The 24,127-nt window shown below is 61.3% G+C and carries 20 protein-coding genes; 14 read left to right on the forward strand and 6 right to left on the reverse strand.

Translation table 11 applies throughout. The features are described from left to right. Positions 1-189: 189 nt before the first annotated feature. The 3 genes from ACEWPJ_RS10170 to ACEWPJ_RS10180 are packed head-to-tail and all read right to left on the reverse strand — an operon-like array spanning position 190 to position 3,160. Positions 190-936, reverse strand: coding sequence for an aspartate/glutamate racemase family protein (locus tag ACEWPJ_RS10170; RefSeq protein ID WP_416512892.1), 747 nt, complete (start codon positions 934-936; stop codon positions 190-192). Then, on the reverse strand, positions 933-2,096 hold the full coding sequence (locus ACEWPJ_RS10175; protein ID WP_416512893.1) for a M24 family metallopeptidase: 1,164 nt from the start codon (positions 2,094-2,096) through the stop codon (positions 933-935). The genes ACEWPJ_RS10170 and ACEWPJ_RS10175 overlap by 4 nt, the downstream gene beginning before the upstream one ends. Further along, positions 2,096-3,160, reverse strand: coding sequence for a pyridoxal-phosphate dependent enzyme (locus ACEWPJ_RS10180; RefSeq protein WP_416512894.1), 1,065 nt, complete (start codon positions 3,158-3,160; stop codon positions 2,096-2,098). The genes ACEWPJ_RS10175 and ACEWPJ_RS10180 overlap by 1 nt, the downstream gene beginning before the upstream one ends. Positions 3,161-3,361: 201 nt before the next feature. Here ACEWPJ_RS10180 and ACEWPJ_RS10185 point away from each other — a divergent pair, with 201 nt between their 5' ends. Genes ACEWPJ_RS10185 through ACEWPJ_RS10215 form a run of 7 tightly spaced genes read left to right on the forward strand, consistent with a single transcriptional unit; the run spans position 3,362 to position 12,638 of the window. After that, positions 3,362-4,627, forward strand: coding sequence for a hydroxymethylglutaryl-CoA reductase (locus ACEWPJ_RS10185; protein ID WP_416512895.1), 1,266 nt, complete (start codon positions 3,362-3,364; stop codon positions 4,625-4,627). Continuing rightward, positions 4,624-5,532, forward strand: a complete 909-nt coding sequence (locus ACEWPJ_RS10190) for a UbiA family prenyltransferase (RefSeq protein ID WP_416512896.1) — start codon at positions 4,624-4,626, stop codon at positions 5,530-5,532. The genes ACEWPJ_RS10185 and ACEWPJ_RS10190 overlap by 4 nt, the downstream gene beginning before the upstream one ends. Further along, the gene (locus ACEWPJ_RS10195) at positions 5,529-7,973 is read left to right on the forward strand and encodes a PEP/pyruvate-binding domain-containing protein (RefSeq protein WP_416512897.1); all 2,445 of its coding nucleotides are present in this window, start codon (positions 5,529-5,531) and stop codon (positions 7,971-7,973) included. The genes ACEWPJ_RS10190 and ACEWPJ_RS10195 overlap by 4 nt, the downstream gene beginning before the upstream one ends. Then, on the forward strand, positions 7,966-9,057 hold the full coding sequence (locus tag ACEWPJ_RS10200) for a DUF3419 family protein (RefSeq protein ID WP_416512898.1): 1,092 nt from the start codon (positions 7,966-7,968) through the stop codon (positions 9,055-9,057). The genes ACEWPJ_RS10195 and ACEWPJ_RS10200 overlap by 8 nt, the downstream gene beginning before the upstream one ends. Continuing rightward, complete coding sequence (locus tag ACEWPJ_RS10205) at positions 9,054-10,373, forward strand: diacylglycerol/polyprenol kinase family protein (protein ID WP_416512899.1); 1,320 nt, start codon at positions 9,054-9,056, stop codon at positions 10,371-10,373. Before ACEWPJ_RS10200 ends, ACEWPJ_RS10205 begins: the two co-directional genes overlap by 4 nt. Next, complete coding sequence (locus tag ACEWPJ_RS10210; protein ID WP_416512900.1) at positions 10,370-11,218, forward strand: hypothetical protein; 849 nt, start codon at positions 10,370-10,372, stop codon at positions 11,216-11,218. Before ACEWPJ_RS10205 ends, ACEWPJ_RS10210 begins: the two co-directional genes overlap by 4 nt. Beyond that, positions 11,211-12,638 carry an AMP-binding protein gene (locus ACEWPJ_RS10215; RefSeq protein ID WP_416512901.1) on the forward strand — a complete coding sequence of 476 codons (1,428 nt, stop codon included), beginning with the start codon at positions 11,211-11,213 and terminating at the stop codon, positions 12,636-12,638. Before ACEWPJ_RS10210 ends, ACEWPJ_RS10215 begins: the two co-directional genes overlap by 8 nt. Here ACEWPJ_RS10215 and ACEWPJ_RS10220 read toward each other — a convergent pair. After that, positions 12,635-13,993, reverse strand: coding sequence for a formimidoylglutamate deiminase (locus ACEWPJ_RS10220; RefSeq protein WP_416512902.1), 1,359 nt, complete (start codon positions 13,991-13,993; stop codon positions 12,635-12,637). The genes ACEWPJ_RS10215 and ACEWPJ_RS10220 overlap by 4 nt on opposite strands. Positions 13,994-14,086: 93 nt before the next feature. On the opposite strand from ACEWPJ_RS10220, the gene hutI reads away from it, so the two are divergent. Genes hutI through hutU form a run of 4 tightly spaced genes read left to right on the forward strand, consistent with a single transcriptional unit; the run spans position 14,087 to position 19,291 of the window. Then, positions 14,087-15,298, forward strand: coding sequence for an imidazolonepropionase (gene hutI / locus ACEWPJ_RS10225; protein ID WP_416512903.1), 1,212 nt, complete (start codon positions 14,087-14,089; stop codon positions 15,296-15,298). After that, entirely contained in the window at positions 15,295-16,833 is a 1,539-nt protein-coding gene (hutH, locus tag ACEWPJ_RS10230) for a histidine ammonia-lyase (protein ID WP_416512904.1), read from the forward strand. Before hutI ends, hutH begins: the two co-directional genes overlap by 4 nt. Next, positions 16,830-17,630 carry an N-formylglutamate deformylase gene (gene hutG / locus ACEWPJ_RS10235; RefSeq protein WP_416512905.1) on the forward strand — a complete coding sequence of 267 codons (801 nt, stop codon included), beginning with the start codon at positions 16,830-16,832 and terminating at the stop codon, positions 17,628-17,630. Before hutH ends, hutG begins: the two co-directional genes overlap by 4 nt. Further along, positions 17,627-19,291, forward strand: coding sequence for a urocanate hydratase (gene hutU / locus ACEWPJ_RS10240; RefSeq protein WP_416512906.1), 1,665 nt, complete (start codon positions 17,627-17,629; stop codon positions 19,289-19,291). Before hutG ends, hutU begins: the two co-directional genes overlap by 4 nt. Positions 19,292-19,312: 21 nt before the next feature. Here the strand turns inward: hutU and ACEWPJ_RS10245 are convergent, their stop codons facing one another. Beyond that, positions 19,313-20,794 (reverse strand): winged helix-turn-helix domain-containing protein, encoded by a 1,482-nt coding sequence (locus tag ACEWPJ_RS10245; protein ID WP_416512907.1) that lies wholly within the window; start codon positions 20,792-20,794, stop codon positions 19,313-19,315. A gap of 202 nt (positions 20,795-20,996) precedes the next feature. On the opposite strand from ACEWPJ_RS10245, the gene ACEWPJ_RS10250 reads away from it, so the two are divergent. Both ACEWPJ_RS10250 and ACEWPJ_RS10255 read left to right on the forward strand, forming a co-directional pair. Then, entirely contained in the window at positions 20,997-21,815 is an 819-nt protein-coding gene (locus ACEWPJ_RS10250; RefSeq protein ID WP_416512908.1) for a class I SAM-dependent methyltransferase, read from the forward strand. 72 nt (positions 21,816-21,887) lie between these two features. After that, a complete protein-coding gene (locus ACEWPJ_RS10255) occupies positions 21,888-22,055 on the forward strand; it encodes a hypothetical protein (RefSeq protein WP_416512909.1) in 168 nt (55 codons plus the stop codon). A gap of 110 nt (positions 22,056-22,165) precedes the next feature. Here the strand turns inward: ACEWPJ_RS10255 and ACEWPJ_RS10260 are convergent, their stop codons facing one another. After that, the gene (locus tag ACEWPJ_RS10260; protein WP_416512910.1) at positions 22,166-22,993 is read right to left on the reverse strand and encodes a LysR family transcriptional regulator; all 828 of its coding nucleotides are present in this window, start codon (positions 22,991-22,993) and stop codon (positions 22,166-22,168) included. Between the two features lie 82 nt (positions 22,994-23,075). Between ACEWPJ_RS10260 and ACEWPJ_RS10265 the strand changes: the two genes are divergently transcribed. Then, a complete protein-coding gene (locus ACEWPJ_RS10265) occupies positions 23,076-24,065 on the forward strand; it encodes an aldo/keto reductase (RefSeq protein WP_416512911.1) in 990 nt (329 codons plus the stop codon). Positions 24,066-24,127 lie beyond the last annotated feature (62 nt).

Below are 24,127 nucleotides of genomic sequence, written 5' to 3' on the forward strand. Positions count from 1 at the left end.
CGGTATCGATTAAGTTCATTCCGCCGTAAGTTGGCCGAACGCTGTGTGAGAGAAGGATGCTCTTCAGGGGCCGATTCCGGCCACCATTTACTTTTCTCAAAGTTGAATATCAATGGTACAATCCACGGCTACTCGGTCGTTCTGGAATTCACAAACCTAGCCGCAACACCCGCTCCCCGAGTGTCTGTGTCAGCGCACTGTCACCTCCGCCAACGCCCCGGCCCAGCCCGGTAAATCGCCCGCATCAGCCAGACCGCACATATGCCAGGCGAGCACTTGGTTGCTCGACAGAACGGGCTTTCCAATCGCGGCTTCCAGCTCCTCGATCAGATCGAGCGTTCTGAGATTCGTGCAAGACAAGAAGATCGCATCAACCTCCTGTTGATTGACGAGCCTTAAGGCCGCGTCTTTGATGGACGCACCTGAGATCCGCACGACGGTAGCGTCGTCGGCGATGTTGAACGAACCGAAGGCGGGGGTTTCGATACCGTTTTCGGCAAGCACGCGGCGCAAGCGGTCTGATACCTCGGCGACGTAGGGTGACAGCAAGGCGATGCGGCTTAGCCCGAGGGCGCGGCACGCGGCGACCAGTGACGTGACGGGATCAGTGACGGCCCTAGTCTTTGTGCCTGACGCGACGAGTTCGGCGACGCGGGCCGGGCCGATGACCGACGCGGCAGAAGTGCAGGCGTAGCCGGTCGCATCAAATTCAACGGCTCGGGGAAACAGGCTGGCGGATGCTGTCAGGTGCGCCTCCATCTTCTTGAGCGTGGCGCGCGTGACCTCGGTTCCGCTGGGGATGCGCGACACGTGAAGGCTCACGTCAGATGGCAGCAGCCTGCGAAAATCTTGTTCGATCGTTTCGTCGGTCTGTAGCACGACGAGGCCGAGCCGTTTCGGCGTCAGCGTATCGAGGGTGAAGGAAAGATCGGTCATTCGATCGCCGCCATCGCCGGGCCAGAAGGGGTGGACAGAAATTCAGCGCCACCGCAGCGGATCACGATGTTTTCTTCGTGCACCAACATGCGGCCTGCGCCGACCTCAATCGACGGTTCAAGCGTCAGGACCATGCCGTCGCAAAGTTCGGTCTGATCCTCCGGGATCAGCGACGGCCATTCGGTTAGCTGCATCCCCAGCCCATGTCCCAGGCGACCCACGGCAGATGTGCCGCTGCCGCCGGTTACGATCTGATCCATCGCGCGAAAGAGGTCTGCCGCCGTTGCGCCGGGTTTCGCGGCGTCCATCCCGGCGGCGGCCGCATCAATCAATTTCGCGTGCGCGCTGGCGGCCTCTGCGCTGACGGTATCAATCGCGAAGTTCCTGTCGAAATCGCAGAAATATCCATCATGGGTAAGGCCGGTATCAAGCATCAACACGTCGCCCACCATCAGCAGTTCGGCCGTCGCCGGGGAAATCACATCGCCATACCCGCCCTGCCCCGCAGCCCCGGCGAGGTATGGGACGTTGTCCGCCCCCTCCTCCAGACACAGCATCTGGAACCGGCGGAACACGTCGTCGAGCGGGCGGCCTACCGCTGCAATCTCAGGAACGCGGGCGAAGGCGCGGTCAGCGATCTGGCAGGCGCTGCGGATCTTGGCGATCTCGGCGTCGGATTTGACGAGCCGCAGGCGCTGCATGATCTCGGCGTCGCCTTCAAGCTCGATCGGGTCGAGTTCGCCTTTCAGCCGCGCGTAATCCGCAAGCGGCATCCGCAGATGCGTCGCGGAGCCGGACGGCAAGCCGACGCGACCAGAGGCTCCAACGACGTCGCGCAAGGTCTGGGCCAATAGCGACACACCATCATCGACCAGATCGGGGGATTGCCATGTGCGCACGTCCTCAACCCATGCTTGCGCCATCAACGCCGCGCCAATGCTCGGGATTATGCAAACCGGATCACCGGACGCCGGGACAATCAGGAACCACGGGCGGGTTGGGCTTTCCCAAAACCGAGTAAGGAATCCGGTGAAATAGCGAAAATCCGGTTCTGTGGTCAGAAGTATCGCATCAAGCCCCACCTCGCCCATCAGCGTCTGGGCACGGTTGACCCGGCCTTGATACTCCGAAACGTCAAATCCGCGGGGTGAGGATACCATCACTCCGGCTCTTCGCTGAGGATAGTGAGGATGCGACTGTCCAGCCCGATTTTCAGCGCTTCGCGATGCTCCCCAACCGACAAAAGCGCGGCGAGGCCCGCGCCGCCCGAGGGTGTCGTGGCAAGGCCCGCGTCAGAAAGCAACGGCATGGCGTGGGCCGCTTCATCCTCGGATATCGTCACGAAGGCATCGGCATCCCGCGCGAGCCCCTTCAGCGCGATCAGCGATGGTTCCTTGCAATCAAGCCGCCCCATCGACGAGGTAGGGCCGTCGGCATAAAGCGGTTTTCCGGCGCGGACGGATTCTATCAGCGCAGGGGCGACTTCAGGCTCCACCACGACAATCATCGGGTCCGCACCCCAATATTCGCGCGCCATTGCGGCCGCGGCCCCGGCGAGCCCGCCGACACCCGCCTGTAGAAAGATGTGCGTCGGCGGCGCGGAAAGTGCGGACCGGGTTTCTTCCATCAGGATCAGATAACCTTCCATCAGGCGATGCGGCACCTCAACATAACCATCCCACGAACTGTCGGATAAAAGATGCCAGCCGTTTTTGTCCGCAGCAGCCAAGGCGGCGGCCATGCTCGCCGCATAATCCTCGCCCTCTCGAACGACCGTTGCGCCGTTGTCGCGTAAGCGGTTGGCGAAACCTTCCGGCACGGTTTCAGCGATATAGACCACCGCATCGGCTCCGAACGCACGCGCGCCCGCTGCGACGGACATGCCGTGATTGCCCGCGCTTGCGGTGACGTAGGTCGTGCCCGACAGCGCCTTGGTCAAATCATCAGCGTCGGTGTTCACTGCATCCGTCGCGACGACATAAGCCGCGCCGAGCGCCTTGAAACTGCCAAGGCCCATGCGGGTGCGCTCGTCCTTGACATGGACCGACGCGACCCCGGCGCGGGAAGCGATATCCGCCGACGCCACCAGCGGCGTTTCCCTTGCCGGCGGACAGCGATTCAACAGCGCCCGCACCCGGTGCACATCAACGCTAGGAAACGGCACGTCTGATAGCCGATCCTTCAGGGCGTCAAGTCGCCGTTCGTCGTTCAAATATATCTGCATATTGCGCGGTCCTTACTTCTGCAGATCTATCAACCTGCGCACCCTGCGATCTGTCAACAGAACTTTGTCGCGCCGCCGGTGGGAAAACCTTACCCTCAACGAACTTGTCTAAAAAAAGCCCGACTTGTAGATTACCTGAAGGCGGAAGCAGACATATTGTCGGCGACCAATTTCCGGTGCGCCACAACAGGGCAAACAAATTTGATTATCCCCTTTCATGTGACGGAGATGTTGCGGCGTGTGCAACGCAAGTTTTCCACGCCGGACGACAAAAAGCGACTGCAACCGCGCAGCGATACGCACAGCCCGTTTCGCCCGGTCCGGTCCGCAACCCGCGCGTCGGTGCTGCGCTATTGGAAGCGTCTCGCGGCAGATGTTGAAACGCAAAACGCGCTGGCTGACGAAGAAACGCTCGCCACAGCCGAAAAATACTCCGCCAATATCGAATCCTTCATCGGCACCGTGAAAATGCCGATCGGCCTTGTCGGGCCGCTTCGGATCAATGGGGTGAATGCGTCCGGCGACTACGCCGTTCCGCTTGCGACGACCGAGGCCGCGCTTGTCGCCTCCTACGCCCGTGGTGCGTTGGCCGCGTCGCGGGCGGGCGGCGTCAGCACCGCCGTGCTTTACGAAGGCGTTTTGCGCAGCCCCGCATTCATCTTTGACGGGCTATATCAGGCCGGGCAATTCGTCGATTGGGTTGTTACCAATATCGACGCGCTGAAGGCGGCGGCTGAGGCGACAACGCGCTATGGCAAGCTCGTGTCGCTTGAGCCGATGATCGACAACAATATTGTCTTTCTCCTCTGCCGTTACACGACGGGCGACGCCGCAGGGCAGAACATGGTGACAATCGCGACCCATGCGCTTTGCGAACACGCGGCGGCGCATTGCCCGGTCGCGATCAAAAAATGGTATGTCGAGGGAAATTTTTCCGGCGACAAGAAAGCCTCATCGCTTGGCACACTGACCGGACGCGGCCGGAAGGTCAGCGCGTCCGTCACTCTGCCCGCAGATGTTGTTGAAAGCGTGTTGAAAACCAATGTGCGTGAAATGCTGGATTACGGGCGGGTCGCGAACCTCGGCTCTCTTCTGTCCGGGCAACTTGGCGCGCAGGCGCATTATGCGAATGGCTTGGCGGCGCTTTATATCGCGACGGGGCAAGACGCCGCTTGTGTCGCAGAAAGTGCCGTAGGGTTCACGCGAATGGAATCCCGTGGGGATGATCTGTTCTGCTCGGTCACGATGCCCAACATTCTTGTCGGCTCCATCGGCGGCGGCACCGGGTTGCCAAGCCAATCCGCGAGCCTTCGGGTTATGGGCCTTGACGGGCCGGGCAACGGCGCGGCCCTTGCCGAAGTTGCGGCGGCGCTGTGCCTGTGCGGTGAAATCTCAATCGTTGCCGCGATGTCGGCGGGGCACTTCACCAACGCCCACGAAAAGCTCGCGCGGAGGCGTGGCGCGTGAGCGTTGGCCAAAGGCTCTGGACCTATCAGGCCGAACGGTTCCCCTTGATCCGAACCGTGCCGCTGCTTGCCGTTTTCGCGGCGGCAAGCATCAATGTCTCCGCTGTATTCGCCGGGCGCGAGTTGCCGGGGATAGGAGCATATGCCGTCGGGCTTCTGCTCGCGCTCATCATCTTTTTCCAGATGCGTGCGACGGATGAGTTTAAGGACCACGACGATGACACGAGGTATCGCCCCGAACGCCCGATCCCGCGCGGGCTGGTTTCGCTTCGCCTGATCCTTGGCATCGGCTTGGCGCTGGTCCCCGTCGCGGCGCTTGTTGCGTGGCTTTGGGCGGCGGGTGTGTTCTGGCTGCTGCTGCTCGTCTGGGCGTGGCTTGCCCTGATGACCGCCGAATTTGGTGTGGCGAAGTGGTTGAAGGCGCGGCCACTGATCTATCTGGTCAGCCATATGGCGATCATGCCGCTGATCGACCTGATGCTGACCGGAATCGAATGGGTGCCAGCGGGCGGCCCGGCCCCAGCACTGTGGTTGTTCCTTGTCCTGTCGATCATCAACGGCTGCGTGCTGGAAATCGGGCGCAAGGTTTGGGCGCTGGAGTCCGAACGTGAAGGCGTCGATAGCTATTCGGGGCTGTGGGGGGCGGAGCGGTCAGCGATGATCTGGCTTTGCGTCGTCGCGCTTGCGCTATTTTTCCTGATCGCAATCGGTTTGGCTGCTGGCGCGCCTCTTGTCGTTGCGCTTGTCGGGCTTGCTGGCTGCGCGGGCTGCGCTTGGGTCGCTTCATCCTTCCGCCGCAACCCGACTGCCGAATGGCAAAGCCGCGTGGACAACGCTGCCGGACTGTGGGTGCTGCTGTGCTACGGCGTCATTGCCTGCCTTCCGCTATTCACGGGGGTCGGATGACTGACCTGACGATCACATCAACCGATGCCACAGACGTGGCGCTTGTCGGTGGCAAGGCGGCGAACCTTGCGCGGTTGGCTTCGAAGGGCTTTGACGTTCCGGACTTCTTCGTCATTCCGGAAACGTCATTTCAAAGCACCAAAACCAAAGACCTGTCCGCCGCGATTGCCAAAGCCGTCGAAACCCTCAGCCCCGGCCCTTTCGCCGTCCGGTCGTCCAGCCGCGATGAGGACGGCGCGGATCACAGCCACGCCGGACAGTTTGACACCGTCCTGAACGTCGCGGCGAAGGACATCGCGCGGCAGGCCCGCAAGGTCTATGACTCCGGCCATTCACAAACTGTTGAAACCTACCGTGCCCTGAAAGGCACCGGCGAAGGCACCGCGCCCGCCGTCATTGTTCAGCGGATGATCCCGGCCCGCGCCGCGGGTGTCGCCTTTTCCGCCGATCCGGTCAGCGGACGCCGCGACCGCACGACCGTTTCCGCCGTCAGCGGTCTGGCCGACGCATTGGTGAGCGGCGAAGTCGACGGAGAGGACTGGACGCTATCCACCGGCGGCAACGTGATCGACGGGCCAGAGACTCCGGCCGCCCTGACAGCCAAGGATGCCCGCCGCGTCGCAGACCTCGCCCGCAAGGCGGAAACCGCCTTTGGCAGCCCGCAAGACATCGAATGGGCGCTTGATGGCGACCGGCTCCATATCCTTCAGTCGCGCCCGATCACGACACCTCTTCGCCCCGCGCCGAACGCTGACGACGGCCTTGTCGTGCTCGATAACTCAAACATTGTCGAAAGCTATCCAGGGCTCGTCAGCCCCCTCACCTACTCCTTCGCGAGTTATAGCTATGACCGTGTTTACCGGGCGTTTGTATCACTGCTGGGCCTGTCGGATCGCCAGATCAGTGAAAACGCGGTGATTTTCGCAAACCTCCTCTGCCGGATCGATGGGCGGGTCTACTACAATCTCGGTAACTGGTATCGTGCATTGGCCTTACTGCCCGGCTTTTCGCTGAACCGGGGCTATATGGAAACCATGATGGGCGTGTCGGAGCCGTTGCCCGAGGAACTGACCCAAAGCATCGGCCCACCGCCCGCGAAAGGCTCGCGCAAGATCGTTGAAATCGCACGGCTGATGCGGGTGGCGGGCGGCCTCGTCGGCCAAGCCATTCTACTGTCCCGCACGCGCCGCCGCTTTATGGCGCGACTGGAAACCGCGCTGACGACCGGCCCATCGCTGTCAGACGCCGGACTGGTCGCCCTGGCCGGGGAATACCGGACCATCGAAAGCAACCTACTTGATAAATGGGACGCGCCGCTGGTCAATGACTTCCTGTGCATGATCGGCTTTGGCGCATCGCGGGCGCTGCTGGGCCGTTGGGCGGGCGATAAGGGGTTGGCCTTTCACAACGACATCATGATCGGGCAAGGCAACATCATCTCGGCAGAACCCGCGCAACGGATTGCGCGGATGGCGGCGATGGTCAGGGAAAGCGGCGCGGAGGATGCGCTGTCGGCGCACGGCCTCGACGGGCTTGAAGCCCACCCCGACCTTCGTGCGGAGTTCGACGCCTACATCGCGAAATTCGGCGACCGCTGCACACAGGAATTGAAGCTTGAGAGTATTCCGCTCACCGATGATCCATCGTCCTTGATCGCGGCGGTGCGGGCCGGTGCATCACGCGAAATGAAACCGCATGAGGAGCGCGCGCAGCCCGATTGGAACGCCCTGCTTCCGGGCCGTCCGATCCGCCGTTTCTTGGCCAAAGCGCTTTGCAACTGGGCGCGGGCGCGGGTCAGGGATCGCGAAAACCTGCGTTTTGAACGCACCCGCATCTTCGGCCACGCCCGGCGTGTTTTCCTAGCCATCGGACGGGAATTTCACGCCCTTGGTCGCCTGAACGATCCGCGCGACATCTTTTACCTGACGTTGCAAGAGGTGCTCGGCGCAATCGAAGGGGCCGGGATGTCCGCCAACCTCTCCGACCTCGTCGCCTTGCGGTCGCGCGAGATGGAAGAGGCTGAACCCCGCCCCGATCCGCCGGAACGGATCACCCTTCGCGGCGCGGCTATCCTCGCGTCGGAATCGCTGCCCACCAAAAACGCGCCCCCACCGACCGGAGAGGTCCGCACAGGCACCGGATGTTCCGCCGGAACCATCCGCGCCAAGGCGTGCGTGATCCAAGACCCGCGCACAGAATCGCTCACCGCCGGGGATATCCTCGTCGCCCGCAATACCGACCCGGGCTGGATCGCAGTATTTTCCAACGCGTCGGCGATCGTGGTGGAACGCGGCTCGCTCCTCTCCCACTCTGCCATTGTGGCCCGCGAACTTGGCATCCCTTGCGTGGTTGGTATTGGCGACGCAACACGCTGGCTGCAAACAGGCGATATGATCGAAGTTGACGGGGCCACCGGACAGGTCAGGAAATGCAATGACTGACGCCTCCATCGCCAGCCGCGCGAAGTTTGACGCGATCCGCTACGCCCAGCTTTGGGAAGACGCAGACGTTTTGACGGCGGCAATGGGCGACGTCGCGGGTGCCACGCTGGTATCGATCTGTTCTGCCGGGGACAACGCGCTGGCCTTGCTGACACTCGACCCCGCCCGCGTGATCGCGGTGGATCTGTCGCCTGCGCAATTGAACTGCCTGCATCTTCGGATCGGCGCGATACGGGCACTGGACCACGGCGCGTTTCTGGAGCTGATGGGCGCCCGACCAAGCGACCGACGCGGCGCGCTACTGGACCAAGCGTTGGCAGAACAGACAGATGACGTTCGCGCTTTTTGGAAGGCGCTGGAACCCGAAGTCATCGCCCGTGGCGCTGGTGGTGTTGGTAAGTTTGAAAAATATTTTCGTATATTTTCCAAATACCTATTGCCTCTTGTTCATTCGCGCCGAACCGTCAATGACATCTTCACTCCGCGAAACCCCACCGACCGGGCCAAGTTCTTCGACACCCGGTTCAACACATGGCGCTGGCGTGGGCTGGTCCGCCTGTTCTTTTCCCGCTTCGTCATGGGGCGGATGGGCCGCGACGCCGCGTTCTTCGATCACGTCGATGGCAGCGTCGCCGATCACGTGCTGCGCCGGGTGCGGCATGCGGGCGTCACGACGGACCCGTCGCAGAACCCCTATCTGCACTGGATCATGACGACGACCCACGGCGATGCGCTGCCCCTGCCGTGGCGGGCCGAACATTACGACACGATCCGCGACCGCCTTGATCGCGTCGAAACCCACCTTGGCCCGATGGAAGCGCTCGACCAGACCGGTATCGCTGGCTTCAACCTGTCCGACATCTTTGAATATATGTCTCCTGACGCAATGGCCGAGGCTTACGGCGGCCTTCTGAATATGGCCGCCCCCGGCACGCGGCTGGTCTATTGGAACATGATGGCCCCCCGGCGCAGGCCCGACACCTTCGCCGATCAGGTTGAAACCCTGACCAAGCTGGAAGACCGCTTGAAAGCCGCCGACATGGCGTTTTTCTACTCCGATTTCGTGGTTGAGGAGGTGCTGTGACCGCGACCGCGCAAATAGCCGTCGCATTCGGCGCAATTGCTCTGCTGCTCGCCGGGATGGCCGTGCTGCGCCATGTGGGCACGCGCTGGCAATGGACGGCTGAGGTGCAGCGCAAAACTGTTCATGTCGGCGCAGGGTGCCTTGCGATGGTGCTGCCGTGGCTGTTCACGGACGATTGGCCGGTTTACCTTCTGCTCGGCATGACGCTGCTTGTGATGGTCGCGCTGCGCTTGCCTGCCCTCGGGATATTTGGCGCGTCTCTTCATAGTGTTGAGCGTCGTTCCTACGGTGAATTCCTCCTCGTGATCGCGGTTGGCCTCGTGTTTCTGTTATCCGATCGGGTGCCGGTTCTCTATGTCCTGCCGCTCGCCGTTCTGACGCTTGGCGATGCCGCCGCCGCCTTGGCCGGTAGCACCTACGGAAGACGGTTCTTCAAAGTCGAAGACGGGCTGAAAAGCGTTGAGGGCAGCACGGCGTTCTTTCTCGTGACGCTCGTTCTTGCGATGGTTTGCCTTTTGCTGCTCAGCAATGTTCCTCGGATCAATGTCGTTGTCTTAGCTGTTGTTATTGCAGGATTTGCGACTTTGGTTGAGGCCGACAGTTGGCGCGGGTTTGACAACCTGTTCCTGCCGATGGGCGTTCTGGTTTTCCTTGCCACGACGATCAACGCGTCGCCCGTCGACGTGACGATCCGCATGGGGCTGTTCCTGTCCGCAATGATCGGCTTTCTGGCCATTGCGCCGCGTTTGGGCCTGTCGACGCACGCCGCCCGCGTCTACGTGATCGCGGCGTTCATGCTGCTGTCCGTGACCACGGTCCAGAACGCCCTGCTCCCCGTGTTGATGCTTGCAACACATGCAGGCGCGCGCATGGCCGTCCCCTCGGCCGAAAAATTCCCCGATCTTGATATCGTCGCAGCGCTTGCGCTTGTCAGCTTCGGATTTCTAGCGGCGGGCGAAGCGGTCGGGGCCAATGCGCTCAACTTCTTTGCGCTTGCCACTGCGGCGACAGCCACGGGGTTCGCGACGCTCTGGGCGGCTGACCATGCGCCCTGGATCAGAGCCTTGACCGCCTGCATCGCGGCGGTTCTGTTCTACGCCTTGTGGTGGGCCGTGGTGCAATCCAACCCGGTCAAGGCGCATTGGCATCCGAACCTTGGCCTGATCGCCGCCCTTTGCGTCGCCGCCAGCGCGGGCTTCGCCGCCGCGCGTCCGGCGCTGTTTGCCACGGCCCGCAGTGCGACCGTGACGGCACTTGGCGCGCTTCCGCCCGCTTTGCTCTACTTCCTGTTCGTCGCACAAAGGGGCATTTTATGACCAAGGACGTCATCAAATCCGACGGGGCCCGCGCCGCGATCTACCGCGATGCCCCGCGTTGGGACGGCATGAAGACGGCCAGCATCGGGGATTTCCGTTGCGAAGACGCAGAAACCGGCGCGGCCCTGCTTCGGCAGATAACGGAAACCGTCGCGACTGAAGGGTTCAGCGCCGTGATCGGCCCGATGAACGGCAACACGTGGAACAGCTATCGGCTGGTGTCGGAAAGCGACGGCAGATCCCCGTTTTTGATGGAGCCAACGTCAAATTCACATGACGCCGAGGCATTCAAGCAGGCCGGGTTCGATACGATTGGCCGCTATTTCTCAGCCAGCGCGTCGGTGGCGGACACGCTTGCCACATTACCGCAGGCGGACGACCGGATTGAGGTCACGACGTGGGATGGAACAAAACCCGAAGAACACTTTTCAAATGTTTACGATCTTTCGATAAAAGCGTTCTCTGACAACGCGTTCTACACCCCGATCAGCCGCGAAGTGTTTCTGGAAATGTATATGCCGTTCGTCCCGCTTCTTCGGAAAGAACTGATCCTTCTGGCGCGAGACAGCGCGACGGGGGAGTTGGTCGGCTTCCTATTCGGCATCCCGAATTTTCAGGAAGGCCAAGCGCCCGAAAGCGTTATCCTCAAGACCTACGCGAGCCTTCAACCGGGTGCCGGACGCGCGCTGAGCAAGGCGTTTCATCAGGCAGCACATGACCTTGGCTTCAAAACCGCGATCCATGCGCTGATCCACGATGACAACGACTCCGCCGAACGCAGCCGGATGCACGGAGCGACCGTCTTCCGCCGCTATGATCTGATGGGCCTACGAATCGATGGCTGACCTCGTTTCCGTCTTTGCCGAGGCAGCTGATCGGTTCGGGTCGCGCACCGCTTTGGTTGAGCCAGGCGGAGAAATCAGTTTTCAAGACCTCCACACCCGCGCAATGGGCTTTGCTGCGCGGTGTGCGGCAAACGGCATCTCGCGCGGGGATCGGATTATCGTGGCGATGCCCGTCGGCATTGATCTTTACATTGCATTGGCGGCGGCTTGGTCATTGGGGGCCACGGTGGTTTTTCCCGAACCGGCAATGGGCCTGCGCGGCTTTCGCCACGCGGTCAAAACCACCCAGCCCCGCGCGTTTTTCGGCAGCGGCCGATACCGCTGGCTGCGGTTGATCCTGCCGCAACTCTGGCGCTGCAAGACGCTGGCCCCAAGGGCGTCCGACACCGACGCCCACGCTCCTGCCCCCCTGACTGACGATGATCCGGCGCTGATTTCTTTCACCTCAGGCTCTACCGGTGCGCCAAAGGCAATCTTGCGCGGTCACGGTTTCCTCATGGCGCAGAAGGCGGCGGTCGATCCGTTGCTGACGACCGACAAGGATGATGTCGATCTGGTCGCCTTTCCGGTCTTTGTCCTGCTCAACCTCGCGGCGGGGCGCACATCGGTGCTCCCGAACTGGCGGGCGGGTCAGCAGGATGATGTTACTGGCGATGCGCTTGCACGTTGGATCGACGCGAACAAGGCGACCCGCTTGCTGCTGCCCCCGGCGCTTTGCGAAACGCTGTCACGGTTCGACCTGCCTGACAGCGTCCACACGATCTTTACCGGCGGTGGTCCGGTCTTTCCGGGCTTGGTTGAACGGTTGAAAAGCAACCAGCCGCGATTGCGCGTCGTTTCCGTCTATGGCTCGACCGAGGCGGAGCCGATTGCCGAACTCGACTGGGCGGACCTGTTCCCTGCTGACCACAACACGATGGCAACGGGCGGAGGGTTGCTGGCTGGCAAGCCCGTCCCCGACATCCGCCTGCGCATCGTTGACGAAGAGATTCAGGTCGCGGGTGCGCATGTGAATAATGGCTACCTCAACCCCGCCGATGACCGCAGCACGAAGCTTCGCGAGGGCGACACGATCTGGCACCGCACCGGCGACGCGGGCCGGTTGGATGATGAAGGGCGGCTTTGGCTGCTCGGTCGGCTGTCCGCGGTGGCGACGAAGAACGGCCACCGCATCCACCCCTTCCCGGTTGAGGTCGCAGCACAAAGCTGGCCCGGTGTCACCCGCGCCGCACTTTGGTCGGGTGATGATCGCTTGGTTTTGGTGATCGAAGGCGCGGGGATCAACGAAACCGACTGCGCCCGCAAGACCGTAGCTTTGGGGTTGGATGATGTCCGGGTCGTCAGTGAAATCCCGCTTGACCGTCGCCACCGATCAAAGATCGACTACCCCGCGCTGAACGCGATGATGCGGCGTGGCTAGATAGACTCCAACAGGTCAGCGATGGCACCGCGATAGGTGCCGACAATGCTGTCCCGCGCGACGTGCCGCCCGCCCTTCACCATATGGCGCCCGGCAGACCATACGTCGGTGACGACATTGTCCTTGGCCGTGAAGACAAGCCCGTCAAGGATTTGATCCGGCGCCAGGGCGCAAAGGCTTGGGTCGCTGCTGTCGATGGCAACCAGATCGGCCAGACGGCCCGCCGCAATCTCTCCCGCGTTCCGACCCAGCGCCTGCGCCCCGCCCAGCGCCGCTCCAGTGTAAAGCGTGTGGCCGACCGATCCCTCACCCGCGACCATCACGTTCCGCGCCAGATCCCGGAGACGCTGCGAATACTCAAGCGTGCGCAGTTCTTCGGTGAGAGAGATATTCACGTTGGAGTCAGACCCGACTCCGAACGCCCCACCGGCCCCCAGATAGGTCGGGCCATTGAACGGACCGTCGCCCAAATTCGCCTCTGTGATCGGGCAAAGGCCCGCAACGGCACCCGACTCGGCCATCGCTTGCGTTTCGCCGTCCGTGATGTGGGTCGCGTGGATCAGGCACCAATCCCGGTTGATGGACGCATTATTCAGCAGCCAATCGACGGGCCGCGCGCCAAGCCATGCTTCGATATCGACCACTTCCTTTGGCTGCTCTGCGATGTGGATGTGGATCGGCCCGCTATCGTGGCCCGCCAAAACGGCTTGCAGGTCGTCCGGGGAGGTCGCGCGCAGCGAATGCGGCGCGATACCGATCTGTGTGTCGCTTGGTAGATCCCCCAGCCCAGCGCCTGCGGAATCGACCAACGCCAGAAACTCATCAACGCTATTGCCAAAGCGCAATTGCCCTTCGGACAGCGCCACCTGCCCGGCCCCGCCATAGGTATAAAGCACCGGAAGATGTGTCAGGCCGATGCCGGTTTGCGATGCAGCGGCGAAGATGCGGTGTGACAACTCAGCGATATCGCCATACCGCGCGCCGCCCTTTTGATGGTGCACGTAGTGGAATTCACCGACGGCGGCATAACCCGCCTCCTGCATCTCCATGAAAACGAGGGCCGCAATCGCCTCAATCTGCGGCGGTGTCAGGCGATCCATGAAGCGATACATCAGGTCGCGCCAGGTCCAGAAACTATCCCGCCCGGCTTTTCGATACTCGGTCATACCCGCCATCGCCCGCTGAAAACTGTGGCTGTGCAGGTTCCCAAGCGCAGGCAGCAAAGTGTCAACGCGGGCGTCGCCCGCCGAGGGCTTCGCCCCCACATCGACCGAAGCAATCATCCCATCCTGAACGGTCAGCCGGACGTCTTCTGCCCAAACTTCGCCAAGCAATGCCTGTTTTGCAAAAATCACCCGGTTATTCCCATGCTAAAGGATTTTATGTATAGACATATTACATGATAATTTATACCAGAAAAGACGATTCTTGCAGAAGGTTGACCGATCATGGCGAACTCCGGACAAGTGCTTATCGATCTTCAGGCGGCGACGATGGCGGGGGGCGACGCGCCCTACGGCTTGATTGAGGACGCCGCGATTGCCTTGCGGGATGGGCACATTGTTTGGGTCGGGCCGCAGTCCGATCTGCCCGGCCGTTTTAACGGCTTTGATCAGGTTTCACTGGACGGTCGTCTGATCACCCCCGGCCTGACCGACTGCCACACGCATATCGTCCATGGCGGTGACCGCGCCGTTGAGTTCGAGATGCGCCTGAACGGAGCATCTTACCAAGAGGTCGCCCGCGCTGGCGGGGGCATCGTGTCGACCGTGACCGCCACCCGGAATGCGACTGATGATGACCTTTTGGCCAATGCACTGACCCGCGCCGATGTGTTGATCGGCGAAGGCGTCACGACGCTGGAGATCAAGTCGGGCTATGGCCTCGACGTTGACACCGAACTGCGGATGCTGCGCGTCGCACGGGCCGTTGCCGCCAAGCGCCCGGTTCGGGTGCGCACATCGTTCCTCGGCGCCCACGCCACGCCGCCGGAATACAAGGGCCGCGATGACGCCTACATTGATGAGGTCTGCATCCCCGCCCTGCGCGCTGCCCATGCCGAAGGGCTGGTCGACGCGGTGGACGGTTTCTGCGAAGGCATCGCGTTTTCACCCGACCAGATCGCGCGAGTTTTCGATGTGGCGAAGGAACTGGGGCTACCGATGAAGCTACATGCCGAACAACTCTCCAACCTCGGCGGGGCGAAATTGGCCGCAAGTTACGGTGCGCTATCTGCGGATCATGTCGAATACCTCGACGAAGACGGAGCCGAAGCGATGGCGGATGCGGGCACCGTCGCCGTCATCCTGCCCGGCGCGTTCTACACCTTGCGCGAAACGCAGGCACCGCCGGTTGACGCCTTCCGCAACCATGACGTGCCGATGGCGCTTGCGACGGATTGCAACCCGGGATCGTCGCCGCTGACCTCTCTGCTGCTGACGATGAACATGGGCTGCACCCTGTTTCGCATGACGCCGGAGGAGGCGTTGCGCGGCGTAACGGTCAACGCCGCCCGTGCGCTTGGTTTGACGGATGTCGGCACGATCACCGAAGGCCAACGCGCCGAACTGGCGGTTTGGGATGTCGAACACCCGGCCGAACTGTCCTACCGCATCGGGTTCAACCCGCTTCACACGCGGATTGTAGGGGCGACGCAATGAAAACCCTCACACTCACCCCCGGCGCCGTCACCCTGGCCGATCTTGAGGTTGTCTTTCGCAACGAAGCCGCCATTCGGCTCGACCCGTCCTGCCGCCCGGCCATGCAGGACGCAGAGGCGCGGATTGCAGCCGCTGCGAATGGGGACGCGGCAGTTTACGGCGTCAATACGGGCTTCGGCAAGCTCGCCAGCGTCAAGATTGCGGCGGAGGATACGGCCGACCTACAGCGCAACCTGATCCTTTCTCATTGCTGCGGCGTTGGCGATCCAATCCCGCGCGGACATGCTCGGCTGATGATGGCGCTTAAGCTGCTCAGCCTCGGGCGCGGGGCGTCGGGCGTGCGGCTTGAGATCGTGGACCTGATCGAAGCGATGCTGGCCAAGGGCGTCACCCCGGTGATCCCCGTGCAGGGGTCCGTCGGGGCGTCGGGCGACCTTGCCCCGCTTGCACATATGGCCGCCGTTCTGATGGGGCATGGAGAGGCAGAGGTTGAGGGCGAAACGCTCCCCGGTGCCGAGGCGTTGAAACGTGCGGGGCTGGCCCCCGTCGTGCTTGGTGCGAAAGAAGGGCTAGCGCTCATCAACGGCACGCAATTCAGCACCGCCTTTGCGCTGGCCGGGCTGTTCGGCGCGTGGCGCGGGATGCAAAGCGCGCTGGTCACGTCGGCGCTGTCGACCGACGCGATCATGGGCTCCACCGCGCCGCTACAGCCCGAAATCCACACCCTGCGCGGTCATGCGGGCCAGATCGACGCCGCCGCCACGATGCGCAAATTGCTGAGTGGCTCGGAAATCCGCGAAAGCCACCGCGAAGGCGATTCCCGCGTCCAGGACCCTTACTGCATCCGCTGCCAGCCACAGGTCACAGGCGCGGCGATGGACATATTGCGTATGGCCGCCCGGACTTTGGAGGTTGAGGCGAACGCCGCCACCGACAATCCGCTGGTTCTGGCGGGTGCCGATATGATCGTGTCCGGTGGGAACTTCCACGCTGAACCCGTTGGTTTTGCTGCGGATATGATCGCGCTGGCTCTGTCAGAAATCGGCGCGATTGCGCAACGTCGGGTGGCGCTGATGGTGGACCCAACGCTTAGCTTTGACCTGCCGCCATTCCTGACGCCGGACCCCGGCCTGAATTCAGGCTACATGATTGCCGAAGTTACCACCGCCGCGCTGATGAGCGAGAACAAGCACCTCGCCAATCCCTGTGTGACGGACAGCACCCCGACCAGCGCCAATCAGGAGGACCACGTGAGCATGTCCGCCCACGGCGCGGTTCGTTTGGGTCGGATGGTTGAAAACCTCGAACGTATTTTGGGGGTCGAACTCCTCTGCGCCGCGCAGGGGGTCGAGTTTCGCGCGCCTTTGACGACGAGCGATGCGCTAGCGAAGGTGATCGCGGTTCTCCGGCAAACCGTTCCGACGTTGGCCGAGGATCGCTACCTCGCCCCTGATCTGGAGCAGGCGGCGCTCCTCATCCGCTCAGGCGCGGTCGTGGAAAGCACCGGCACCGCTATACCGGACCTCTCCGCATGATACCCGTTGAGGTCACGCGCGGCGACAGCCCGATTGTGCTGGGCCTGCCCCACACCGGCACCGATGTTCCGCCGGAGATTGCCGCAAACCTGAATGCGCGCGGTAAGGGGTTGGAAGACACAGATTGGCATATCCACCAACTTTACGATGGCTTGCTGGCCGGCACGACGACCGTGCGGGCGATCTTCCACCGCTACGTCATCGATGCGAACCGCGACCCGAGCGGGCAGAGCCTTTACCCCGGCCAGAACACGACCGGGCTGGTGCCGCTGACCGATTTCGACGGGCAGGAGATTTGGAACACCCCGCCCGACACCGACCAGATTGAGGCGCGGCGGGTGGCCTTCCACGCACCCTATCACGCGGCGTTGCGGGCAGAGCTTGACCGGGTTTACGCGCTCCACGGGGTGGCGATCCTGTACGATTGCCACTCCATCCGCAGCCGCATCCCCTATCTGTTCGACGGCACCCTGCCCGACTTCAACATCGGAACGAATATGGGCGCGACTTGTGACAGCCGTATCCAGATGGCAGTGGAGCGGATTTGCCGGAGTGCCGACGGATACTCCGCAACCACAAATGGCCGTTTCAAGGGCGGCTGGACGACCCGGCGTTACGGCCAACCCGAAACCGGCATTCACGCGATACAGATGGAGCTTGCGCAATCGACCTATCTGGCCGCCGAAGCCGCGCCGTGGACCTACGACACGGACCGCGCCGCGGCCTTGCGCCCGCATTTGAAAACCATCCTCACCACCTTGGCCAACCTGGCCCCGACCCTTGGAGGCACGACATGAGCGATCCCCGCAAGAACACCCGCGATGTCTTTCCCGCTACCGGAACCGAAATCACCGCCAAAAGCTGGCTGACCGAAGCACCGATGCGGATGTTGATGAACAACCTACACCCTGACGTGGCGGAAAACCCGCACGAACTGGTGGTCTATGGCGGCATCGGGCGCGCGGCGCGGACGTGGAATGACTTTGACACGATCGTTGCCAGTTTGAAGGAGCTGGAGGAGGATCAGACGCTTCTGGTTCAATCCGGCAAACCCGTCGGTGTGTTCCAGACCCACAAGGACGCGCCGCGCGTGTTGATCGCGAATTCCAACCTCGTGCCGCATTGGGCCAATTGGGATCACTTCAACGAGTTGGATAAGAAAGGTCTTGCGATGTATGGCCAGATGACCGCCGGGTCATGGATTTACATCGGGTCGCAAGGCATCGTGCAGGGCACCTACGAAACCTTTGTTGAAGCTGGCCGTCAACACTATGACGGCGATCTGTCCGGGCGATGGATTCTGACGGGCGGCCTTGGCGGTATGGGCGGCGCACAACCGCTTGCCGCTGTGATGGCCGGGGCGTGCTGTCTGGCGGTCGAATGTAACCCAGACTCCATCGATTTCCGCCTGCGCACCAAATACGTCGACGAAAAAACCGAAAGCCTCGACGAAGCGCTTGAGATGATTGAGCGTTGGACAAAGGCCGGAGACGCGAAATCTGTCGCGCTGCTTGGTAACGCCGCCGACGTTTTCCCCGAACTGGTCAAGCGTGGCGTGCGGCCAGATGTTGTGACCGACCAGACCAGCGCCCACGATCCGGTCAACGGCTACCTGCCGCAAGGCTGGACGATGGGCGAATGGCGGCAGAAGCGTGAAAGTGATCCCAAGGCCGTCGAAAAAGCCGCGCGGGCGTCGATGCGTGTGCAGGTCAAGGCGATGGTCGATTTCCACATGGCGGGCGTTCCCACCGTCGATTACGGCAACAACATCCGCCAGATGGCACTAGAAGAAGGGTTGGACAACGCCTTTGCTTTCCCCGGCTTCGTCCCCGCCTATATCCGCCCGCTATTCTGCCGCGGCGTCGGCCCCTTCCGCTGGTGCGCGTTGTCGGGCGACCCGGAGGACATCTACAAGACCGACGCGAAGGTGAAGGAGCTTGTTGACGACGAACACCTTCACACATGGCTCGGCATGGCGCGGGAGCGGATTTCGTTCCAAGGCCTGCCCGCGCGCATCTGTTGGGTCGGCCTTGGCGTGCGCCACAAGCTAGGGCTAGCGTTCAATGAAATGGTCCGCAATGGTGAATTGTCCGCCCCCATCGTCATTGGGCGCGATCACCTCGACAGCGGCTCCGTCGCCTCGCCCAACCGAGAGACCGAGGCGATGAAGGACGGCTCTGACGCGGTCAGCGACTGGCCGTTGCTGAACGCGCTGCTAAATACCGCCTCGGGCGCGACGTGGGTATCGCTCCATCATGGCGGCGGAGTCGGCATGGGGTTCAGCCAACATTCAGGCATGGTGATCTGCTGCGACGGGTCCGAGGATGCCGACCGCCGGATAGAGCGCGTGTTGTGGAACGACCCCGCGACCGGAGTGATGCGCCATGCCGACGCGGGATACGACATCGCAAAGGATTGCGCGCGCGAAAACGGGTTGAACCTGCCGGGGATTTTGTAGGGGTTTGGCGGGGCGTTCCGGTTATTCGCGCTTAGCTTCAATAATCGGCCAAATCGCATCTTTCGCATCTTGTCCGACAAAGAACAGCACCTCGTTTGAAGTAATATCAGGATGAACGCGCAGTAGTTCTTTTAGCGCTGCTTTGAACGCCCGCTTATCGTCCGCAACCAGATGGACCGCGACCGCCGCGAGTCGCGGAAGGTAATTGACGTCATCGCGTGACATGGCCTGTTCTGCACTTCGCCGCGCGTCTTCGATCTGTCCGATTCTCAGCTCTGCCGCCGCAAGCACTGCACCCCAAACCGCAAGCCGACTGTCTGCCGGGCTGATTTCGATGCCTTTTCGCAACGGCAACACGGCGCCCGCGAAATCCCCCTTCATCATCAACGCCGCGCCTTTTGCCGCATGGGCGTGCCCGTTCATCGGGTCCAGATCGAGGGCGCGATTGATAATCGGCTCTCCGCGGGCAAGCTGCCCGACATCGCACAAGGCGCACCCCGCAAGGCCCAAGACGGCCGAGCTCTGGCTTTCCAGCGACAGCGCAATTTCCGCGCTTTCAATTGCCCGCTTCACGGCACTGTCGTCATGGCGCAGCATCCCCACGCGATAGCCAATGGCATTCAACAGCGACAGGATCGCGTGGGCGATCGGGATCGTATTGTCTTTAGCAATCGACCGCTCCAGCAGGTCCGACGCAACGGTGATGGTTTTCGGATTCCAACCGCGCCCGGCAATGACCTGCATTGCCTTCAGGATCAGCGCCCTAGGTTCGTCGTTATCCCGCGCCGCCAGATACGCCGACACTTCCATCAGGATTTGCGGCTCTGCCTTCGAACCGATTTCAGCCAGCAGGTTTCCGATCACGTCTTGCGATGGCACTGAAAAGTGACGCGCCCATTTTTGAAGTCCGCTCTTGGTATCCGATAGGCTCACATCGGCGTAGATAACTTCGTCTATTGATGAGAGTGCGATTTCGATCAGATGAGTTGATGCAGGTGCGGAAGACCCGCCCCCGTTGCTGATCGGCGCGACGATGTTCAAAAACGGAATTCGGTTGAAGACCGCACGCAGTCGCGCGGTAAGCGCTTGGGACAAAGCGGGCGAGACAGAGTCATCCAGTGTTGCGACGTCGATGCGCAAAATCGGTAGCTCTGGGTTCGTGGCCATCGGGGTTTCCGTATTCCCCTGCCCGCCAGTCGCGTCACCAACAAACTGAAAGCCGCGGCCGCGCACGGTGCGGATTATTCGTTTGTCGGTATCCGTGTCGCCCAGTGCTTTTCGTGCGGATTTGATCGCGGTCGAAATGGTTGTGTCTGAAACGATACGTCCCTTCCAGACCGTTTCGATCAGATCATCGCGCGTGCGCAAAGTGCCGGGCTGGCGGGTCAATTCGATGATGAGGTCCAGGACCAACGGCTCAACCGCGACCGGGGCGCCGTTCACGCGCAGCGCAAACGCATCCGTGTCGATCGAAAAATGGCCGAAGTCCAATGTCGCGCCCACCACACCCTCCGCCGCGCAGGATGCACGAAACAGGGTTATTTGACAAATGGCGGGGTATTTTAGGGTAGCTTAGGCATATCCCCTCAAACTCCCCCCGATTTCCCCTTGATCCGCTCAAGCAGCGTTTGCGGTGGCCTGCGATGAGTAGCCCATCGGCAATCACGCCGGAAGCTAAGCGCGATGCGCACTGAAAGGAAACACCATGACACTTCAAACTGATATTCAACCTGACTTCGTCGCCATCAAATCCAAGCAGAACGCTGCGTGGGCCTCTGGCGATTATGCGGTCGTCGGAACAACACTTCAGATCGTTGGCGAAAATCTGGCAGAAGCCCTTGATCTTGCACCCGGCGCGACGGTGCTTGACGTTGCCGCGGGCAACGGGAACGCAACTTTGGCCATGGCACGCCGTTGGCACAAGGTGACGTCTACCGACTACGTGCCGACGCTGTTGAAAAAGGGGCGTGTCCGTGCGCAGGCCGAAAACCTGAACATCGCGTTCGAAACCGCCGATGCCGAAGCACTGCCCTACGAAAACGGGGCGTTCGACAGTGTCGTATCGACATTCGGCGTTATGTTCGCGCCGAACCAGAAACAGGCAGCGGCGGAATTGCTGCGCGTGTGTAAATCCGGCGGTTCCATCGGGATGGCAAACTGGACGCCGTCCGGGTTCATCGGACAGTTGTTCAAGACACTCGGCGGCCACGTCTCACCCCCGCCCGGCGTCAAATCACCCGCGCTTTGGGGCGACATCAGCTGGCTGGAAGAAACCTTTGCTCCGGCGACATCCATCGATTGCCGGATGCGCCAGTTCAACTTCCGCTACCGTGATGCGCAGCATTTCGTGGATCTGTTCCGCACGCTTTACGGTCCGGTGCACAAAGCGTTCTTGGCGCTGGATACCGAGGGGCGCGATGCGCTTGAGCATGACATCATCGCGCTGGTCGACCGCATGAACGTCGCCACCGACGGAACAGTCAAAGTCCCCGGCGATTACCTTGAAATCGTCATCAAGAAATAACCCCCGACACTGCTCGGTGCGGCTCTCCAGAAGGTCCGCGCCAGCGAACATCCCACCATGAAAGGAAACCCAATGTACAACAGCATCGAAAACACAATGGTCAACGCATACCGCCGCCAGAAAGCCCGCCGAAAGCATCAGGAAATCACGCGAGGTTTGGACGCTATCGCTTTGACTGAGCTTGGTTATCCACCGAAACGGGTCGATCCCAAACAGCGGCGTTGGTTCCTCTACCTATGATGACCAACTCGCATCAATCCAAACGGGAGCCTTGCTGATACCCAAAAAGGTATCCGGTAAGGCTCCCGCTTTCTGTTTCCCGTTATACGGCCAAGGGTTGCTTAGAAAAGTTAGCTGCCTTGCGTTTGCGCCCTCAGGATCGTGTAGATTCTATCGATGACCCGACGCACTTCCGGCAGGAACCTGTCTTCGTGATGTGTCACCAGCCATTGATCGTGCTCCAACTCCTCCACAATGGGTGAGATTTGCTTCAACTCGCTGAATCGATCCCCAATAAACGTCGGCAGCACCGCTCGCGCGGCCCCCGTCAAAGCTAGATCCAGCGCGTTTCGGGAATTTGTAACCTCAATCGTATTCTTGCCATCAGCAACCGATCGCACCCATTTGGCGGAGGGGGTCGATCCGACGACCTGCACGTATGTTTCGACTCTTTCGTTGCGGGCGTAGGTGGCGAAGTGAACCCGCGCCACCCTCCGGCCCGCCAGCCCTGCCCCCGTGGGTCGCCGATTTCTTATGCCGATCAACGCTTCCCGCCGTCCAATATCGGCCACTTCGTCATCAGCGATAAACCTTAACCGAACCGGGTCCGGGCCAATGATCTCCGCCACCTTTGTGCAAAGCCGATGCGTAACCCAAAGCCCGGCTGAAACTTTGACGAGTGGCACAGCCTGCGACGAACCAGACGCGATGATCGGCTGCACGTCCTGTTCAAGCGCGGTGGCCTTCGACAACAGGCTGTGTCCGTCGTCGGTTAACTCATACCCCCTTGGCAACCGCCGAAACAATTCGCGACCCAGACGACGCTCCAACGCAAGCATCCGCCGCCCCAATGTCGGCGCGCTTTTTCCGGTCGATGCGGTCGCGGAGGCAAGACCGCCTGCGCGGGCCACAGCAAGGAACAGACGTAAATCATCCCAATCGAATTTCGTTTCATTCATGAAATGATCATTACATTACGTTTCATTCCAATGGAACCGCCAAGCTGTTTACTTCGTGCCTGTCACAAGATGGAGCATGACGATGAAATTTCTCGACACAGATATTCAACCGCTTGGAATGGGGTGCTGGCCGATAGGTGGCGCGATGTATTCGGGCGAAGAGTCACTGGGCTACACGAAGGCCAACGACGACGAGTCGATCCGCACAATCCACGCCGCATTGGATCGGGGCATCACCCTTTTCGACACGGCCGCCGCCTATGGGGCCGGTCATTCCGAACGCCTGTTGGCACACGCCCTGACAGACCGGCCAGACGCCGTGATCGTCACAAAGATTGGCATCGCCATTGATGAAGACTCCAAGCAACTGACCTTTGGCGACACTGATCCGAAGCGCATCATCCCCGCGATTGATCAGTGCCTTGACCGGCTGGGGCGAGATTGCGTCGATCTGATGTTACTGCATGACAACAAGCTTGCCGTGTCCGAAGCAGAAGCGGTTTTCGACGAGATGGAAAAAGCACGCAACGCCGGAAAAATCCGCGCCTATGGGTGGAGCACTGATTTTTCAGCAAGCGTCAAAGCGGTCGCATCAAGGCCGGGTTTTGCAGCTGTCGAACATGCGATGAACGTCTTTGTGGATGTTCCGCAAATTCAAGACGTGGTCGATAAAAACCAACTTCACGCCCTTATCCGGTCGCCGTTGGCGATGGGCTTGCTTACCGGGAAATACGGGACTGGCGCGACGATGCAGGCTGGCGACATCCGGGCGAGTTCCAATCTGGTGATCGAATATTTCAAGGACACGCAAGCGAATCCCTATTTCCTGAAGAAACTCGACGCCGTGCGAGAGTTGCTGACCGTCGACGGTCGCAGCCTGGTGCAGGGCGCGATTGGCTGGCTGTGGGCGAAGAACGGCAAGAACATCCCCATCCCCGGCGCGCGGACGGTGGAGCAGATTGAGGGCATCGCCGGTGCCTTGGATTTTGGGGCACTCCCAAAAGGTGTGGTGGTAGAAATTGACGGCCTTATTGGGCAAGACCGGGAAGCCGGGGCCGAAACGGAGCTTTGATCTGCTATAATGAGTGTGAGGACGGCTGGCGTATCGGCTGGGCAATAGTCGACCGCGACAGA

Origin of the sequence: Aliiroseovarius sp. YM-037 (genome assembly GCF_048060095.1) — a bacterium.
Taxonomy (GTDB): Bacteria; Pseudomonadota; Alphaproteobacteria; order Rhodobacterales; family Rhodobacteraceae; genus JBLUOA01.

What these genes read in the sequence shown, in the direction of transcription:
- ACEWPJ_RS10170 (WP_416512892.1), bottom strand. Translation starts at nt 936, where the DNA reads ATGACCGATCTTTCCTTCACCCTCGATACGCTGACGCCGAAACGGCTC.
- ACEWPJ_RS10175 (WP_416512893.1), bottom strand. Translation starts at nt 2,096, where the DNA reads ATGGTATCCTCACCCCGCGGATTTGACGTTTCGGAGTATCAAGGCCGG.
- ACEWPJ_RS10180 (WP_416512894.1), bottom strand. Translation starts at nt 3,160, where the DNA reads ATGCAGATATATTTGAACGACGAACGGCGACTTGACGCCCTGAAGGAT.
- ACEWPJ_RS10195 (WP_416512897.1), top strand. Translation starts at nt 5,529, where the DNA reads ATGACTGACCTGACGATCACATCAACCGATGCCACAGACGTGGCGCTT.
- ACEWPJ_RS10200 (WP_416512898.1), top strand. Translation starts at nt 7,966, where the DNA reads ATGACTGACGCCTCCATCGCCAGCCGCGCGAAGTTTGACGCGATCCGC.
- ACEWPJ_RS10210 (WP_416512900.1), top strand. Translation starts at nt 10,370, where the DNA reads ATGACCAAGGACGTCATCAAATCCGACGGGGCCCGCGCCGCGATCTAC.
- ACEWPJ_RS10215 (WP_416512901.1), top strand. Translation starts at nt 11,211, where the DNA reads ATGGCTGACCTCGTTTCCGTCTTTGCCGAGGCAGCTGATCGGTTCGGG.
- hutI (WP_416512903.1), top strand. Translation starts at nt 14,087, where the DNA reads ATGGCGAACTCCGGACAAGTGCTTATCGATCTTCAGGCGGCGACGATG.
- hutH (WP_416512904.1), top strand. Translation starts at nt 15,295, where the DNA reads ATGAAAACCCTCACACTCACCCCCGGCGCCGTCACCCTGGCCGATCTT.
- hutG (WP_416512905.1), top strand. Translation starts at nt 16,830, where the DNA reads ATGATACCCGTTGAGGTCACGCGCGGCGACAGCCCGATTGTGCTGGGC.
- hutU (WP_416512906.1), top strand. Translation starts at nt 17,627, where the DNA reads ATGAGCGATCCCCGCAAGAACACCCGCGATGTCTTTCCCGCTACCGGA.
- ACEWPJ_RS10250 (WP_416512908.1), top strand. Translation starts at nt 20,997, where the DNA reads ATGACACTTCAAACTGATATTCAACCTGACTTCGTCGCCATCAAATCC.
- ACEWPJ_RS10255 (WP_416512909.1), top strand. Translation starts at nt 21,888, where the DNA reads ATGTACAACAGCATCGAAAACACAATGGTCAACGCATACCGCCGCCAG.
- ACEWPJ_RS10260 (WP_416512910.1), bottom strand. Translation starts at nt 22,993, where the DNA reads ATGAATGAAACGAAATTCGATTGGGATGATTTACGTCTGTTCCTTGCT.
- ACEWPJ_RS10265 (WP_416512911.1), top strand. Translation starts at nt 23,076, where the DNA reads ATGAAATTTCTCGACACAGATATTCAACCGCTTGGAATGGGGTGCTGG.